Here is a 16605-nt window from a genome sequence, read left to right as displayed (position 1 = left end):
TATGGTATAATGAATGTGGCAAGTTGCCTAGTATAGGGCAAAACTAACTTAGAATTTGAAGTTTATATTGAAGGATGCTTAAAAATGGCAAAAAATAAAAATGAAGTGGCAAACATAGTAACGCATGATCCGTATTTGCAAACTTCATATGCCTTTTCGGGTAATAAAATTTCCCAAATAGACCTAAGCAAAGCAAATAAAAATAGTTTTTTTATGTCGTATATCAAATATAAAGATATCATGTCGGGTAGTGTAGAAATACCGCTATCAACGGACGAGGATGATATATCAAATTTAATAACAATCAAGGCTTATGAGCAGTTTGGTCTAGATCCGTCTTCTGAGTATAAAATTGTGTATAACGAAACTTTAGGCATATCGTCTGAAACTAAAATTTTTAACGTATTTATATCTGACATTTTATCAACCGATCAATTATTCTCTTTGGCTCTTAAAAAAATTCCGTATATAGACTATGTGGTGGCTGCCCCGCTAATGTTTCATGCGCTTTATAAAAAAAATATGCTTTCAGCCCAAAATACCGATGCTTTCGTGGTGTTGCAGGATGATGATGCTTTTATAGCTATTTATCAAAACGGAGAGTATGTTCAATCAAGACCACTTAGGTATTCAATAAAAAATATTAGCGAAAAATTTGCTACTTTAAGCGGCAATAAGCTAAACGATAATGTTTTTTTAAATATTATAAAAAATGGAACAAATACTCAAGATGATAGAAGTAGGGATTTTATAGTTGAAATATTTGATGAAATTTCCTATTATATAGGAGACTTAATAAATAGTTTAAGTCGCTTTCTAGGATCAAATGTTTCAAATATAAATTTAGTAACTGACGTAAAAATGGGTAATTTTGCAGAATTTATACAAGAGAAAGTAAGTATACCTACTAATTACCTTGATCTAAATATTGCCATAAATTCAAAAGAGGTTGAAGTTGATAATATTCACAATATTATGGCAATCAATTCACAATATTACAAAGAAACGCAAGAAAACGATTTTAACTTTTCCAATTTTCTACGACCACTACCGCTATTTCAACGCAATAGCGGTAAATTAATACTATATACACTGCTTGGGCTACTAATTGGATTACTATATCCATTGTATCTTTATGTATCAGGAATTATTACCGACGTAGACACTGCCGATAAAAAAAGCGAATATGAAATCAATAATGCAGATAAAATAAGGATAGAAGGGGCAATAGCAGCCCTTGAACAACAAATTTCAGGCGTATCAAAATCTATCGAGGAAGAACAAGTTGTAATTGATTTTAGAAAAAATACTATTAAAGAAATTTATGATAAAAAAGTTAGTTATCCGATGAAGGGCGTTGTGTTATTTGAGCTCAGCAATCTAATAAACAACAAAGATATACAAACCGCAAGAATAAATAACTCAAATAGAGACATGAAAGTTACATTAGTAAGCAAAGATGAAAAAAAGTTAACGGAGTTGATGCAAAATATAAATACCTCCGATAAATACTCTATATTAACAAAAGAAATTTTATTAGATAAAAAATATGGGGTACCCTCATATGAAACAAATGTTACTATAAAGATTAAATGATGAAAAAAGATAATACACTTACAAAAATCGATAACTATTTTGATGAAAAAAAACCTAGCGAAGTAACAATGATGTTAATTGTTGCTTTTTTCTTATCTGTTGCAATAGCATACTATGCGGTAATACCATATGCGCAAAATTATTATGATGACTCAATAAGGGAAAATGATCGAATAACCCAGGATCTAAACAAGGTAAACTCTTATTTGAGCACCGTTAGCCAAGGTAACGATAGAAATTTTATGATAAATAAAAAACAAAACGAGTTATTACAACAGCAAAATAAGCTCGCTGATGCCCAAAACATGAATCAATATTTTGATAATAAGTTAAAAGAGCTATCATATCTAATTTTTAATGAACAGAGTTGGGCTGATTTTTTAGATAATTTAGCATTTTTAGCAAATAAGAATAATGTAAAAATAACAAAAATAATAAATACATTTAAAGAACCTAATGCTCAGAAAATAGAGCAAGTACTTGATGTAAATATATCTGTCGACGGTGATTATAGGGATATCGTAAGCTATATAAATGCTATTGAAGAATCAAAATTGGTAGTAGATGTGAATAATATAGATATAAATTCTACAAATGGCAAACTAAGAGGAAATATGGGAATTTATATATGGGGGATGAAATATCAATGAAAACTTGTGCTTTGTTTTTTTTAGCGATATTTTGCTCTATATCCATGGCGGATAATTCTCAAGAAGAGATAGAGCATTATAATCAGTTATTCGGCGCGATAAATGAGCAACGTAAAGGCTTAAATGAATCCGAACTAAAAACCATATCTGATCCTTTTTTAAAAACAAAAGCCATTAGCATTGAAAATAACAATAATGTTTCGGATAATCAAACTTTTGATTTACAAGCAATATTTAGCAACAAAGCTAAAATTAGCGGACATTGGTATCGGGTAAAAGATAAAATAGGTGAATATGAACTGGTAAACATTGGATCCAAAAGTATTACTTTAGCAAATAAAGATGAAAAAATTGACTTAAATTTAACAAAAGGGGCAAATAAAAATGTCATTATCAAAATTAAATAAATTATTTAAAATATCTATTATAGCCGCAATATCGTTAACATCAGCATATGGCAATGGTTGTGAAAAAAGGGTTTTTAATCTTAAAATTAATGAACAAGTTTCAGTTCAAGAGGTGTTGACGCAACTATCCGATATGTGTCATTTTAGTGTTGTTACAAAAGATCAATTTGCTAAAGACGCCATAAGCGAACCTCTTTTTGGAATCAATATAAAAGATAAAACATTGAATGAAATTTTTAGCCTTTTACTATCTGAAAAAGATATGAGCTATACCTTTTCTCAAGATATATTAAAAATTTCATCCCTTCAGACAAAAACTTTTAAAATTGATTATATAACATCCGTAAGAGAAGGAACCGCTATAACAAAAGCCTCTGTTGATTCTGCCCCAATAGAAGTAGGAGAGAGAGAAGAAGATAGTGGATCTACAGATATTACTAAGGGCGGTGGCAAGCTTGATAATATAATAAGAACAGTTGAAAAGTTTGATTTTTGGGAAAAATTAGATACTGAAATTAAAGCGATACTAAACAATACGACAGAAAGTATCGTTGCGCCAGATCCTATCATCAATGCCAATGCAGGATTAGTCACTGTAACCGGCACAGCAGCACAGCTTAGGAGAGTTTCTGAATACATTAAAGATATTCAAGAAAGACTTAAAAAACAAGTAGTCATAGATGTATCTATAATATCTGTAGAGCTTGCCAATAGCTACACAAAAGGTGTTGACTGGAGTAAATTTAATATAGGTTTTAAAACCGGATTATACAATCGTACGGTTGTAACTGGCGTAACTGAAACAGTAGGACAAGACGCCGCTGGTAATCCTACGACCACTTTAAGCAGAACATATGGAATGATTCCGGCAAATGACCTATTTTGGTCAAATAGAGGAAACGGTCTTGGCGGTGGTTTTTCTCAAAGCATGAATTTGATTGCAGGTTTTAATTTTAATTTAGACGGCGTTTTAAATTTTCTAGAAACAAATGGAAGAACAAAAGTTGTTTCAAGCCCGAAAATTACAACTTTAAATAATCAACAGGCCCTAATTTCCGTGGGAGATAATGTAAACTATAGAGTTCAGGAAGAAAGTCAAAACAATAACGCTTTAAATGGTAAAACCACTATAACCTATAAGCAATATTCTGTTTTTATAGGAATTTTGCTTAACATTTTACCAGAGGTTTCAGACGATAATAAGATTATGCTCCGTATTAATCCATCTCTTAGCAGCTTCAAATACAATGAAGATGATGTTAGGCAAAGTACAACCATAAGAGAAATCGCACCAGATACTATACAAAAAAAGCTTTCTACTGTTGTGCAGGTAAATAGCGGTGATACAATCGTTTTAGGTGGGCTTATAGCTCAGTCTAAAGGCAAGGAAAATACAAAGGTACCATTCTTGGGAGACATCCCTGTGCTTGGACATGCATTTAAAAGCACAAAAGATAATCTTAGGACAACAGAACTTGTATTTATTATAACCCCAAGAATAGTTGACACATCAAATACTACACCAATCAATCAGTCTCTTAAAGATTTAGGTTTTTCGAGGTCAACGTATGAGCAATAAATATACTACTCTAAAAAATATATTTATTGATGTAGCACAAGAAAATAACTACATAAATTTAGATAAGTCTATTATTGCATATAAAAAAATTTTAGATTTGTTACAAAAGCCTGTCAAGTTAATTTTATTTTACGGCAAGCCTGGGTGCGGAAAAACATTCTTGCTAAAAAAAATTGTCAGCGATCTTAAAGATCGTAGTGACATTATTTTTTTTCCATATCCCTTTTTCAATGAATCAGAATTTGTAAAATCATTGTATGAAGGTATTTTTAGAAAAGAATCTCAGGAAAAAATTGAAAGCTATGAGCAGTTTATTAAAATATACGAAGCTAAAATCGAAGATAGTCAAGATAAAAAACCAGTAATAGTTATTCTTGACGAGTCACAGCTTTATCCTGAGATTTTACTAGAAAAAATTCGTATAATGTCAGATAGCGGTCTATTTAAATTTGTTTTCGCCACGCACGAAACGATTGATAAAGATGTACTATCGAGAGATTACTTTAAGTCAAGAGTTTGGGAAAGTATAGAGATGGGCTCTATCGATACAGAGGAGATGAAAGTTTATTTGGAAAATAAGTTACAAAATAGTCAGTTTTTTTATATTTTTTTAAAATTTACCGAAGAACAATTTCGTCTTCTAAATGAATTAAGCCAGGGAAATTTAAGAATGCTAAATAAATTAATGTTTAATATTTTTGAACTTTACGAATATTTTGATGCAAATCAACCAACTATAATAGGCGGTGACAAAATGGTAACAAAAATTTTAGAGATGGCAGCCATCAAATCGGAGCTTATAGATGCTTGAAACATATGAAATATTGGAGCTAGAAAGGCGATGGAGAGCCTACGACAAAAAGAGAAAAGAGTTTAAGTTTTCGGATAAAAAAAACTATATATATGCTATTTCAGCTGTTTTAGCTATATCTGTTTCTGTGTCATCGCTTACTTTTTATTTATTAAAAGATTCACTAATAAATAATACAAATAACACAACAATTAGTAATGATACCAGGGAAAATAGTCAAAAGATTATAAAACATTCTGAAAATATTGAGCCTGAGCAGAAAATCGATCCAAGTAATAATACATTGCTAAATTCTGATAATTTTGGCGGAACCGAAAGCACGCCAAACACGCAAAATAGTAGCATTGCAAACGAAGATACTTCAGATAATATAAATACAGAAATTCAGCAACACGGCTGGGTAAATGCAAGCGATATACAACAAGATACACAGAGAGCTAGCAATACTCAAAAAAATATTGGCGGAAAACAAGTGGCAGTAGCCACTCCAACAGAAGAAAAACTAAATTTTGATTCTGAAAAACACATACCCGCAAAGAGTATTGGTGGCTTGCAAAATATAAACAAATTCCAAATACAATCTTCTGGTTCTGAAGTTTCGGTAGATGAATTAACAGCAAAATTTGAAAAATCAAATAGCTCTGACATTGCACTACTTATTGCAAGAAGATACTATGATGTTAAGGACTATAAAAATAGTGAAAAATGGGCGTTGATAGCAAATGAGCTTGATAGCAATAATGAAGAGAGCTGGATAATATTTGCAAAGTCAAAATATAACCTAAAGCAAAAAGATGATGCTATAAGTGTTCTTAAGATATATAACGATAAGGCAAATTCTGCAAATATCGAGGATCTAATGAGACAAATAGAAGACGATACAGCTTTATAGAATAAAAGCATTATTATTTAATAAAGAGTAAAGGTATTTAATGAATAAATTTTATGAACTTTTTATGGCGACCATCTTAAAAAATAATTTAATAACTGATATCCAACATCAAAATATATTGTCTTTATTAAAGACAAACACGGATTTTGAACATGCGCTACAACAGGAAGTACCAAATTTTTCAACAAAATATATATATGATGTTCTTGGTGAACTATACAGAAGACAGCGTATTACAATTAATGAAATAACTGAAAATTTTGTAATAAATTTAAAAAATTTTTTAGAGTACGTTGCAAATAAATTTAAGCTTGAATATATTGATTTAGATGATATTGATATAGACTATAAACTTTGTGAAAAAGCTCCTTTAAATCATTTAAAAACCTATAGTGCTCTACCTATTAAGGAAGATGAAATTGCCGTTTATGTTGCTTTTAAAAATCCATTTGATATGTCTGCGCAAGATAGACTGCAATCTATTTTTAATAGAAAACTCTTAAAAATAGTAATAACCGATCCATCCAAAATAGATAAATATTTAAGTAAAATAGAGCTAAATGATAGCGTAAAAGGCATAGTTACCGAGATAAGAAAGGAGCTATCCTCTACTGCGGTAGTAGGTGGAAATACAAATGAAAATAGCTCCGGCATATTAAAATTGATCGAAGTTATTTTACGAACCTCGATAGTAAGTCGCGCAAGCGATATACATATTGAAGCCACCACCACAAACTGCGTCGTACGAGGCAGGATTGACGGTATGCTAGCCGAACTTTTTATTTTCGATAAGGATCTTTTTCCTCCTCTGGTATCGCGTATGAAGCTACTTTCAAATATGGATATAGCAGAGCGAAGAAAGCCGCAAGACGGTCGTTTTTCGGCTCAAGTAGCCGGCAAAGAGTATGATTTTCGTATTTCAACCTTGCCGATACTACACGGCGAAAGCATAGTTTTGCGTATTTTGGATAAATCAAAAGTTCTAATTAGTCTTGAAAATTTAGGTATGCATCCAAGTACTTTTGATAAATTTAATAAAGCAATGAAAGCACCTTACGGCATTATATTAGTGACAGGGCCAACTGGGTCTGGTAAAACAACAACTCTTTATGCTGCATTAAATGATATAAAAAGTGTAGAGACAAAAATAATAACCGTCGAAGATCCAGTAGAGTATCAGCTAAATATGATCCAGCAAGTCCACGTAAATGAAAAAGTCGGACTTACCTTTGCTTCAGCTCTTCGATCCATTTTAAGGCAAGACCCAGACATTATAATGATAGGCGAGATCAGAGATCAAGAGACTCTTCGTATAGCTATCCAAGCTGCACTTACCGGTCACTTGGTATTTTCGACGCTTCACACAAACGATGCAATAAGCGCCGTCACCAGAATCGCCGATATGGGAATAGAGCCGTATTTAATTAGCGGCGCATTGGTGGCGATAGAGGCCCAAAGGCTTGTTAGAAAACTATGCCCAAACTGCAAACAAAAAACCGTTTTGCCGCCAAATTTACATGAACAATTTCAAGACTTCTTGCCGCAAGATTATCAGTTTTATAAACACGTTGGTTGCGATCAATGTTCTCAAACAGGCTATGTAGGGCGAGAGATGATAAGTGAAGTTTTACCGATAAGCGATAGAATTTCAGCGATGATAGCAAACGGCACTACAAAAGAGGAAATAAAAAAAGTAGCATACGAAGAGCATTTTATAGATATGTTTAAAGATGGTATTATTAGAGCCGCAAGGGGCGTAACAACGATAGATGAAGTATTTAGGGTAGCTAAGGTATGAAATTTTTTGAAGTTGAGTATATGGCCAACGGTCGTCGCCAGAAGATGACTTTAAAGGCAAACAATAGAAGCGAGGCGCAAGCCTTAGCAAAAACAAAAAAAGCCGGCGTAATAGTAAAAGTAGGAGAAACAAAAAGCGTCCCGCTAGAAGAACAATTTGCTGACATGATAAGCAAGGCATCGGTCCTTTTAGGCGGTTCAAAAATAAAAATAAATAATTTAATTGCAGCTTTTAGGCAATTAAGCGTTATGACAAATGCAGGAATTTCAATCCACGACAGCATCAAGGAAGTATCTAAATCAACAGAAGACAAAAGGCTTAAGGCCATATTTGCAACCCTAAACGATGATCTCAACCAAGGTCAAAGTCTAACAGATGCCATAACCAAATTTAAAGGCGAGCTTGGTGACGTAGTTATTGCTATGGTAAAGCTTGGCGAAAGCACAGGTAATATGTCTGAGTCGCTCCATAAACTATCAGATATTCTACAGGAAGTTTGGGAAAATCAGAGAAAATTTAAAAAAGCTCTCAGATATCCGATTATAGTAATGTCTGCTATGGCGATAGCTTTTATTATACTGATGATATACGTTGTTCCTCAGTTTAGGGAGATATTTGAACAACTCGGAGCTAAACTGCCTCTTCCTACAATTATTCTTCTTTCTATCGAGAGTGCATTAAGTAATTACGGTTTATATATATTAGTCGGTTTTATAACCATAATATATGCTATCAGATATTTATACAAAAGCAATGATGATTTTAAATATAAATTTGACAAATTTATGCTAAAAGTTTATCTAATCAATAAAATTATATTCTACTCAACAATGAACAGATTTAATCTTATTTTTACAGAGCTTGTAAGAGCAGGTATTCCAATTGCTGATGCCCTTGAGACGGCAACTTTAACAGTAGAAAACCAAGACATACACGATAAGCTTGCCACAATCAAAATTGCTGTTCAAAGAGGCGTATCATTGACGGAAGCTTTTCGGGATACTCAGCTTTATGAGAGTATGCTTATTCAGATGCTAAGCGCAGGCGAAAAAGGCGGTGCAATAGATGCTATGCTTGAGAAAGTAACCGATTATTACAAAGCTAAATTTAGCGACCTGGTTGATAATATTTCAAGCTATGTGGAACCGATTATGCTTTTATTTATGGCGGGCATGGTTATACTTCTAGCGCTTGGTATTTTTATGCCTATGTGGGATCTTGGAAATGCAGTTCAAGGACGATAATTAAAACAACAATTAAGGAAAGAAATGCAAAATAATTTACATGAACGTCAAGTTAGTGCAGATGCGTTTTTGGTTTCAAAAACCGATACGAAGGGAAAAATAACTTATTGCAATATCCCTTTTGCTCAAATAGTCGGTGCAAAAGGTAATGAGCTGATCGGGAAACCGCATAATATCGTGAGGCATCCAGATATGCCGCGCGTTGTTTTTAAAATTTTATGGGAGTATGTAAAAAATAAAAAAGAGGTTTTTGCCTATGTTAAAAACAAGAGCTTTGACGGTTCATTTTACTGGGTATTTGCAAACGTTACCGCTTCTCTTGATCAAAATGGCAACATTATCGGTTATTATTCGGTTAGACGAAAGCCGAATCCAAAAGCCTTAGAAATCATTATCCCGCTTTACAGGCAGCTCTTGGAAGCTGAAAAGAGCGGTGGCATGGAAGCCTCATCTAAGCTTCTTGATAATATTTTAAAAGAAAAAAACAAGAGCTATGACGAGCTAATGAACGACTTACAAAGATTATAAAAGGAAAATCATGTTTTTTAAAAAAGAAAAAGTAAATTACGATGAAATTTTAAATGTGGTCGAACAGGCTAGAAACGGCTTTTTGGAACCTAGAATTTTACAGATAGATCCAAACTCTCAAATCGGCAAAATAGCGCTTGGGATAAATGACTTACTCGATCAAATCGAAGCTCTGCAAAGAGAGATGGGTACTTGCGTCAAATCGGCCGAAAGCGGGATAACTTATAGAAATATCTTCACAGAGGGTTTTCGCGGTCTTTTTAGAACCAACGCCATATCCATGAGCGAGGGCGTCGAGGGTATAAAAGCCGGGCAAAAAGGTAAAACCAGAGGCATACTCTCCGAAAAATTTAGCGAGCTCGGCAACGGAAACGACGGTATTTTAGAAGTACAAAACGATCTAAATCAGAGCATTAAAAATTTAACCCAAATTTCAACCATGGCGCAAGATACTTCGGTAAAGGCCAACGAAAGCATGTCGGCCGTAAGTGAACTTAGCCAAAATATGGGCAACCTAGAGCATCTCATCACAGAGTCTACCGAAGCTATTAAAAATTTAACTCACAGAACCGAGGAAATCTCATCGGTCGTAAATTTAATCAAAGACATTGCCGAGCAAACAAACCTACTCGCCCTTAACGCAGCTATAGAAGCGGCACGCGCCGGCGAGCACGGACGAGGCTTTGCCGTAGTCGCGGACGAAGTGCGAAAACTAGCCGAAAATACACAAAAAGCTACAAGCGAAATCGGCATAAATATCCAAACCTTACAACAACAAACAAACGATCTAAACGACAACTCCAACAAAATCACGCAAATAGCGCAAGTCGCAAACGTAAGCGTGTCTAAATTTAGAGATGCCGTGAACGTATTTAGCCAGGGTGCTACACAAAGCGCAAAAATCTCAAAATACGTCGAAAACAAAACAATCGGTATCATCGGCAAGATCAACCGAGTAACGTATCTGCAGACCGCATACGGAAACGTCATCAACGAAAGAGGCGATGACGAAAATATGCAAAAACAAACGCAAAATTTAAACGCATGGTACGAGAGTGCGGCGGCGTATTTTGCAAATTCAAAAAGCTTCGAGAAGGCAAGCGCTCCCGCAAAACAAATAAGCGATCTAGTAAAAGCTAACCTAGACGACTCAAAAAATGGTTACAATATGAACGATATCCAAAAATTTGTCGATAGATTCGCCAAGGTCAAACAAGCAAGCGGTGAGATATTTAAGATAATAGACGTAACGATCGAAGAAAGCGTAAAGTAACGTTATACAAAATTTGAGCCAAAAACATTTGGCTCAAATTTTGCTCTTTAGCATTACTTTAAACCAAAAATCCATTCTATAAAATTTTGCAAAAACCTATTTTTGAAAGCTTTACATCATCAAAAACTATAGAGCAAATTTACGCCCTCTATAAACACAATTGGCTTCAGCAAAATTTATACTAGATATCGCAAACTTAGCAAATTTACTTCGCGCCAATCACAAGCCGCACGCTATAAGCTCTCCAAATTTGACCAAAAACAGCAATCATTTGCCGTGTTGCGTCAAATCTCATAAAGGCAAACCTACCTAAAAGCAAGCTTGCCCTTCTATAAAATTTGACCAAACCCCAAAGCAAATTCGGTCAAATTTAAATGCAAATTTAGCCCAGTAGCCTCTTTGCGCACTCGCTTATACTCTTGCCGTCGCTTCTAGCGCCTATTTTTTCTTTCGCAGCTTTCATCACGGTGCCGATATTTGCACCCTCGCCTAGCCCGACGATGATCGCTTTTATCTCAGCCTCCAGCTCGTCTGCGCTTAGTTGCTTTGGCAGATAGCCGCTTATAATATCGATCTCTTTTTGCTCGTTTTGCGCCAGATCGTCCCTGCCGCCGTTTTTGTACTGCTCGATAGAGTCCATGCGGCGTTTGATCTGGGTTTGTAGGATCGGTAGCACCTTTTCGTCGGTCATCTCGATACGCTCATCAACTTCGACTTGTTTGATGACTGAGTTTATGAGCCTTAGCGTGTCGCGGCGAAAGTTATCTTTTTCTTTCATCGCAGTCTTGATATCGTCTAAAATTTTCTCTCTGATAGTCACTTTTTCTCCTTTAAATTTAAGTGGGCAAATTATAACGAAGCTAAAATTTAAAGCTAATAAAACCGCCTAAATTTGGCTTGCTTAAGAAAAATATAGCTATAATTAACCATTCATTTTTAAAAGGACTTGCTTGAGAAGCGACAATCTTTTTGCCTTTGCGATCTTCGCTATTACCGCGTTTGGATTTTTCGTTTGGGGCTATCAGTACATCCCGACTCATCACTTTTTGCTTTTCAGTATCGCTAGTATTTTCGGTATCTTTATGGCGTTTAACATCGGCGGCAACGACGTCGCAAACTCCTTTGGAACGAGCGTAGGCGCCAAGACCGTCACGATAAAGCAAGCCTTAGTTATTGCCGCTATTTTCGAGCTTAGCGGCGCGATATTCGCCGGCGGAGAGGTAACCAAAACCATCCGCGAGGGCATCGTGAGCTTCCCGCAGGAGGGCACCGAGCCGATGCTTTTCGTGCTGATTATGATGTCAGCGCTTTTGAGCTCTGGTATCTGGCTTTTTATCGCGTCTAAAAAGGGTCTACCTATCTCTACGACGCACTCGATCGTAGGCGGTATCGTCGGCGCCGGGCTTACGATGGGCTTTACGACTATGGGCGGGGATAAGGCTCTGGCTATGGTTTCCTGGGGCGAGATAGGCAGGATTGCAGTTAGCTGGGTCATCTCGCCGCTTCTAGGTGGCATCCTTTCTTACTTCATTTACGGCTACATAAAATCTAAAATTTTGATCCCAACTCGCAAATTTACCCTAGAGCTAAAGGTACTAAAACGCGAGCGTAAAGCCTACAAAGAGCGCTATTTGCAAGAGCTAAAAATAAAACCCGAAAGCGAGCAGATAAGGATACTAAGCAAGATCGCGGTCCTTGACGAGGATGACGTCGAAAGCGGCGAACGCAGCGAATACAAGCTCGCGATCAAAGCCATGAAAGAGCGCGAAAAAGAGATCGACACGTCAAAAGCCATGCGTAAGCACATCCCGATGGTGGCCGGCATCGGCGCGATCATCATCTCCTCGATGATGCTGTTTAAAGGCCTAGCACACCTAAATCTCGACATCGGCTTCATCGGCACGATCTGGATCATCTGCGTCATCGGTATAGTCACATATCTCGCCACGCTTGCGATGATAAACGTGATGAAAAAAGATAACGCAGAAAAGAGCACGAATCGCATTTTCTCGTGGTTTCAGATATTTACGGCCTCCTCGTTCGCATTCTCTCACGGAGCCAACGACATAGCAAACGCCGTGGGCCCATTTGCCGCTATCCTAGACGTACTAAAAACAGGCTCCATAAACGCCACCGCGCCGGTACCGGGCATCGCGATGGTGACGTTTGGCATCTCGCTCGTGGTAGGGCTTTGGTTTCTAGGCAAAGAGGTCATCACTACAATAGGCAGCAAGCTAGCCGAGATCCTACCTACGACGGGCTTTAGTGCCGAGCTAGCCGCTAGTACCGTTATCCTGCTAGCTACTAAGCTAGGTATCCCCGTCTCCTCGACGCACATCCTCATCGGTGCGGTGCTTGGTATCGGTATATTAAACCGCGATGCCAACTGGAAAATGGTCAAACCTATCGTGCTTGCATGGGTTATCACTCTACCGATCGCGGGCGGCTCGGCGGCACTTATTTACATGCTTCTAAAGACTATGTTAGGCTTGTAAATTCGACTATTCGCGAGCCGTAACTGGCCGATTTGTTTTGCCAAAACTTATAAAGTTAGTCTTGGTTTTTACCATAAAGTCACAGCAGTGCTCGGCAAATTTGAGCTAGTTTTGTTCAGGTATTATTTAAACTATGGTTTTATATAATTCTAAGCCTTTGGGCTGACTGCTTAAATTTGATGTCTATAACGATAATGTCTGCCTTACCAACTATTTTTTACAACAAACTCAAACAATCAAATAAAGGCTCTTGCAACTAAATTTTATAAAATTTAGCAAGCTATTTTTTATTTATGTATTCCGCAAATTAAATTCAGTAAATATAATAGAGTAGTCAGGTTTTTACTAGTTAAATCAACAATTTGACGGCTGGGTAAATTTAGACGCACGGGGAATTTGACAAAGCGCCGAACTCTTACAAGCTCGGCGCTTTGTCGCAAGCGGTTAAAAAGTATTTTCTCTTTTTTCTAGCACGAGATGCAGTATATAAGTCACCGCAAACGCGACTGCGCTAGGCACGATCCAGCCCAGCATCGAGTCGTAAAACGGCAGCTTTTTGACGAGATCGGTCACTAGTGGTACGGAGACGCCCGCGATATCAAGGCCGTTTATCGTGCCGACGACCACGCAGACGTAGACGCAGGTGCGGTAGACGAGCTTGCTCGAGTCAATCAGCGGGTTGATGAGCGAAAGGATGATGAGCATGATGGCGATCGGATAGATGGCGATGAGCACCGGTATGGAACCCTTGATGATGGTCGTGAGGCCGAAATTCGCCACGCCAAAGCCGATCAAGCACCACGCCGCGACCCAAATTTTGTATTTGACTCGTCCGCCCGTTAGCTCCTCGAAGTATTCGCTAGCAGAGCTGATGAGTCCAAGCGTCGTCGTGATACAAGCTAGGAAAAACGCCGAACCCAGCACCAAAACGCCCGCCTTGCCGAAATAATGACCGCTAATGCGAGATAGCAACTCAGCTCCGTTTATCTCCGGCGCGTCTTTAAACAGCTCCGCCGATGTCGCACCCAAGTAGCCCAGCATCAAGTAAATCACCATCAAAATCACGCCCGCCGTCATGCCTGCCTTTATCGTCGATGAAACCAGGTGGCGCTCGTCTTTTACGCCCACGGTTCTGATAGCGTTTATCACGATGATACCAAACGCCAGCGACGCTAGCGCGTCCATCGTCTGATAGCCTTCTACAAAGCCCTTAGCCGCTGCGCGCTGCGCATAATCTCCGCTAGGAGCGACGAACTCGCCGATCGGGAACAAAAATCCCGCTCCAAAAAGTAGCAAAATAAGCGCCAAAAGCAGCGGAGTTAGGTATTTGCCGAGTAGATCGACTAGTTTTGACGGATTCATACAGACGTAATAATTTAATGCAAAATACGCCGCTGAGTAGAAAAACAGCCAAATTTGCAAATTTTCAGCTGCGATAAACGGCTTAACGGCGATATCAAAGGGCATATTTGCCGCACGAGGTATCGCAAAAAGCGGCCCGATCGTAAGGTATAAAAGCGCGGTAAAAAGTACCGCAAACACGGGGTCTATACGGCGCACTAGGCTTTGAAGCCCCTTTGCTCTAGCGATGGCTGCTACGCCAAGCACCGGCAAAAGCACCGCCGTGGCGCAAAAAAACATGATTGCAACGTAAAAATTCTGCCCAGCCTCTCGCCCCAAATTCGGCGGAAAGATGAAGTTCCCCGCGCCGAAAAACATGGCAAAAAGCGTGAGCGAGATGACTAAAAACTGATTTTTGCTAAGCTTTTGTTTCATTTTCGCTCCATTTTAGTTTTAAATTTGACAAATTGTATTTAGATAAAGTTGAATTTTCGTTGATTTGAGTTAAATTTGCTCATTTTTCGCGCGCGCGTGTTTCGATTTGAAATTTAGTCGCGCAGCTGGAGTAAAATTTAAACATTTTAAAGTATAATCGCGCAAAGGAAAAAAATGGCAAAAACTAAAACCGTATTTGAGTGTCAAGCCTGCGGCAATCAGCAGAGCAAATGGGTCGGCAAATGCCCTCAGTGCGGGGCTTGGGATAGCTTTTTAGAACTAAACGCGCAGCAGATCGAAACACTAAAAGAGATCTCTAAAAGCACCGCAAAACCTAGCCTCGCAAAGCAAATCAGCGAGGTCGAGATCGAAAAAGTCACGCGCATCAGCACGCAAAATAGCGAATTAGACTTAGTCCTTGGTGGCGGCGTCGTGGAGGGCTCGCTGGTGCTAATCGGCGGAAGCCCCGGCATCGGCAAGAGCACCTTGCTGCTAAAAATCGCGTCAAATTTCGCCGTCCAAGGCAAAAAGACGCTCTACGTGAGCGGCGAAGAGAGCGCGAGCCAGATCAAAATGCGCGCCCAGCGCCTAGACGCGGTCAAAGACGGGCTATTTCTGCTTACGGAAATTTTACTCGAAAACATCCTCGCCGAAGTGCGCAAAAACGAGTATAAAATCCTAGTCATCGACTCCATACAAACCCTTTATAGCGAAAAAATTGCCTCCGCACCGGGCTCCGTATCGCAGGTGCGCGAGATCACATTTGAGCTTATGCGCCTAGCCAAAAATGAAAATATCTGCGTCTTTATCATCGGACATATCACGAAAGACGGCTCGATCGCGGGGCCTCGAATTTTGGAGCATATGGTGGACGTAGTGCTATATTTTGAGGGGGACTCCAGCCGCGAGCTGCGTATGCTGCGGGGTTTTAAAAACCGCTTCGGCTCGACTAGCGAAGTGGGGATTTTCGAGATGAGCGAAAACGGACTCATCAGCGCCAATGACGTTGCGGGCAAATTTTTCACGCGAGGCAAGGCTACTAGCGGCTCGGCAATAACTATCACAATGGAGGGCTCTCGCGCGCTTAGCGTCGAGATCCAGGCGCTCGTGTGCGAGAGCGCGTATCCTAAACGCAGCTCCACAGGCTTTGATAAAAACCGCCTGGATATGCTGCTAGCGCTACTTGAGCGAAAATTAGAGATCCCGCTGGGCCACTACGATGTTTTTATAAACGTGAGCGGCGGCGTCAAGATTAGCGAAACTGCGGCCGATCTAGCCGTAGTAGCAGCGATCATCTCCAGCTTTAAAAACCGTCCGATCAGCAAAGAGAGCGTATTTATGGGCGAGCTTAGCCTAAACGGCGAGATTCGCGAGATATTTAACCTCGATCAGCGCCTAAAAGAGGCCAAAACGCAGAAATTTAAAAACGCGATCGTGCCGTCTAAGCCGCTTGACGCTCAGGGGCTAAAATGTTTCGTCGCAGCCGACATCACACAGGTTTTGGAGTGGATGTAAAATTTTGCCGCCAAAACCCGCTCCGCAAAAACGCAAAAGGA

At 38.6% G+C, this 16605-nt stretch carries 14 protein-coding genes; 12 read left to right on the top strand and 2 right to left on the bottom strand.

The annotated features are described in order from the left end of the window. Window positions 1–84: 84 nt before the first annotated feature. The 10 genes from Q0394_RS08560 to Q0394_RS11980 are packed head-to-tail and all read left to right on the top strand — an operon-like array spanning window position 85 to window position 10778. The gene (locus Q0394_RS08560; protein WP_298946820.1) at window positions 85–1596 is read left to right on the top strand and encodes a hypothetical protein; all 1512 of its coding nucleotides are present in this window, start codon (window positions 85–87) and stop codon (window positions 1594–1596) included. Beyond that, window positions 1596–2246 (top strand): type 4a pilus biogenesis protein PilO, encoded by a 651-nt coding sequence (pilO, locus tag Q0394_RS08555; protein ID WP_298789456.1) that lies wholly within the window; start codon window positions 1596–1598, stop codon window positions 2244–2246. Before Q0394_RS08560 ends, pilO begins: the two co-directional genes overlap by 1 nt. Beyond that, window positions 2225–2653, top strand: a complete 429-nt coding sequence (locus Q0394_RS08550; protein WP_298789458.1) for a hypothetical protein — start codon at window positions 2225–2227, stop codon at window positions 2651–2653. Before pilO ends, Q0394_RS08550 begins: the two co-directional genes overlap by 22 nt. Further along, window positions 2631–4232, top strand: a complete 1602-nt coding sequence (gene mshL, locus Q0394_RS08545) for a pilus (MSHA type) biogenesis protein MshL (RefSeq protein ID WP_298946817.1) — start codon at window positions 2631–2633, stop codon at window positions 4230–4232. The genes Q0394_RS08550 and mshL overlap by 23 nt, the downstream gene beginning before the upstream one ends. Further along, window positions 4222–5043, top strand: a complete 822-nt coding sequence (locus Q0394_RS08540; RefSeq protein WP_298946815.1) for an ATP-binding protein — start codon at window positions 4222–4224, stop codon at window positions 5041–5043. Before mshL ends, Q0394_RS08540 begins: the two co-directional genes overlap by 11 nt. Then, window positions 5036–5935, top strand: a complete 900-nt coding sequence (locus tag Q0394_RS08535) for a transformation system protein (protein WP_298946813.1) — start codon at window positions 5036–5038, stop codon at window positions 5933–5935. The genes Q0394_RS08540 and Q0394_RS08535 overlap by 8 nt, the downstream gene beginning before the upstream one ends. A 40-nt stretch (window positions 5936–5975) precedes the next feature. Then, on the top strand, window positions 5976–7733 hold the full coding sequence (locus Q0394_RS08530) for a GspE/PulE family protein (RefSeq protein ID WP_298946812.1): 1758 nt from the start codon (window positions 5976–5978) through the stop codon (window positions 7731–7733). Continuing rightward, window positions 7730–8977, top strand: a complete 1248-nt coding sequence (locus Q0394_RS08525) for a type II secretion system F family protein (protein WP_298791492.1) — start codon at window positions 7730–7732, stop codon at window positions 8975–8977. The genes Q0394_RS08530 and Q0394_RS08525 overlap by 4 nt, the downstream gene beginning before the upstream one ends. Before the next feature lie 24 nt (window positions 8978–9001). Beyond that, entirely contained in the window at window positions 9002–9505 is a 504-nt protein-coding gene (locus tag Q0394_RS08520) for a PAS domain-containing protein (RefSeq protein ID WP_002947680.1), read from the top strand. Window positions 9506–9515: 10 nt separating this feature from the next. Further along, window positions 9516–10778 (top strand): methyl-accepting chemotaxis protein, encoded by a 1263-nt coding sequence (locus Q0394_RS11980; RefSeq protein WP_314786330.1) that lies wholly within the window; start codon window positions 9516–9518, stop codon window positions 10776–10778. A gap of 382 nt (window positions 10779–11160) precedes the next feature. Here the strand turns inward: Q0394_RS11980 and Q0394_RS08510 are convergent, their stop codons facing one another. Further along, entirely contained in the window at window positions 11161–11598 is a 438-nt protein-coding gene (locus Q0394_RS08510) for a GatB/YqeY domain-containing protein (RefSeq protein ID WP_298791494.1), read from the bottom strand. A gap of 130 nt (window positions 11599–11728) precedes the next feature. On the opposite strand from Q0394_RS08510, the gene Q0394_RS08505 reads away from it, so the two are divergent. Next, a complete protein-coding gene (locus Q0394_RS08505; RefSeq protein WP_298946809.1) occupies window positions 11729–13273 on the top strand; it encodes an inorganic phosphate transporter in 1545 nt (514 codons plus the stop codon). 444 nt (window positions 13274–13717) lie between these two features. Here Q0394_RS08505 and brnQ read toward each other — a convergent pair whose 3' ends face one another. After that, window positions 13718–15049, bottom strand: a complete 1332-nt coding sequence (gene brnQ / locus Q0394_RS08500; protein WP_298946807.1) for a branched-chain amino acid transport system II carrier protein — start codon at window positions 15047–15049, stop codon at window positions 13718–13720. Window positions 15050–15223: 174 nt separating this feature from the next. On the opposite strand from brnQ, the gene radA reads away from it, so the two are divergent. After that, window positions 15224–16564 (top strand): DNA repair protein RadA, encoded by a 1341-nt coding sequence (radA, locus tag Q0394_RS08495; RefSeq protein ID WP_298946805.1) that lies wholly within the window; start codon window positions 15224–15226, stop codon window positions 16562–16564. Window positions 16565–16605: the final 41 nt, after the last annotated feature.

It is taken from the genome of uncultured Campylobacter sp., from assembly GCF_938039205.1.
In the GTDB taxonomy this organism is placed as follows: Bacteria; Campylobacterota; Campylobacteria; order Campylobacterales; family Campylobacteraceae; genus Campylobacter_A.
This window is presented reverse-complemented; position numbering and strand designations above follow the sequence as displayed.

Excerpts from the sequence above, each read along its gene's own strand:
- Q0394_RS08560 (WP_298946820.1), top strand. The coding sequence starts at position 85 with ATGGCAAAAAATAAAAATGAAGTGGCAAACATAGTAACGCATGATCCG.
- pilO (WP_298789456.1), top strand. The coding sequence starts at position 1,596 with ATGAAAAAAGATAATACACTTACAAAAATCGATAACTATTTTGATGAA.
- Q0394_RS08550 (WP_298789458.1), top strand. The coding sequence starts at position 2,225 with ATGGGGGATGAAATATCAATGAAAACTTGTGCTTTGTTTTTTTTAGCG.
- mshL (WP_298946817.1), top strand. The coding sequence starts at position 2,631 with ATGTCATTATCAAAATTAAATAAATTATTTAAAATATCTATTATAGCC.
- Q0394_RS08540 (WP_298946815.1), top strand. The coding sequence starts at position 4,222 with ATGAGCAATAAATATACTACTCTAAAAAATATATTTATTGATGTAGCA.
- Q0394_RS08535 (WP_298946813.1), top strand. The coding sequence starts at position 5,036 with ATGCTTGAAACATATGAAATATTGGAGCTAGAAAGGCGATGGAGAGCC.
- Q0394_RS08530 (WP_298946812.1), top strand. The coding sequence starts at position 5,976 with ATGAATAAATTTTATGAACTTTTTATGGCGACCATCTTAAAAAATAAT.
- Q0394_RS08525 (WP_298791492.1), top strand. The coding sequence starts at position 7,730 with ATGAAATTTTTTGAAGTTGAGTATATGGCCAACGGTCGTCGCCAGAAG.
- Q0394_RS08520 (WP_002947680.1), top strand. The coding sequence starts at position 9,002 with ATGCAAAATAATTTACATGAACGTCAAGTTAGTGCAGATGCGTTTTTG.
- Q0394_RS11980 (WP_314786330.1), top strand. The coding sequence starts at position 9,516 with ATGTTTTTTAAAAAAGAAAAAGTAAATTACGATGAAATTTTAAATGTG.
- brnQ (WP_298946807.1), bottom strand. The coding sequence starts at position 15,049 with ATGAAACAAAAGCTTAGCAAAAATCAGTTTTTAGTCATCTCGCTCACG.
- radA (WP_298946805.1), top strand. The coding sequence starts at position 15,224 with ATGGCAAAAACTAAAACCGTATTTGAGTGTCAAGCCTGCGGCAATCAG.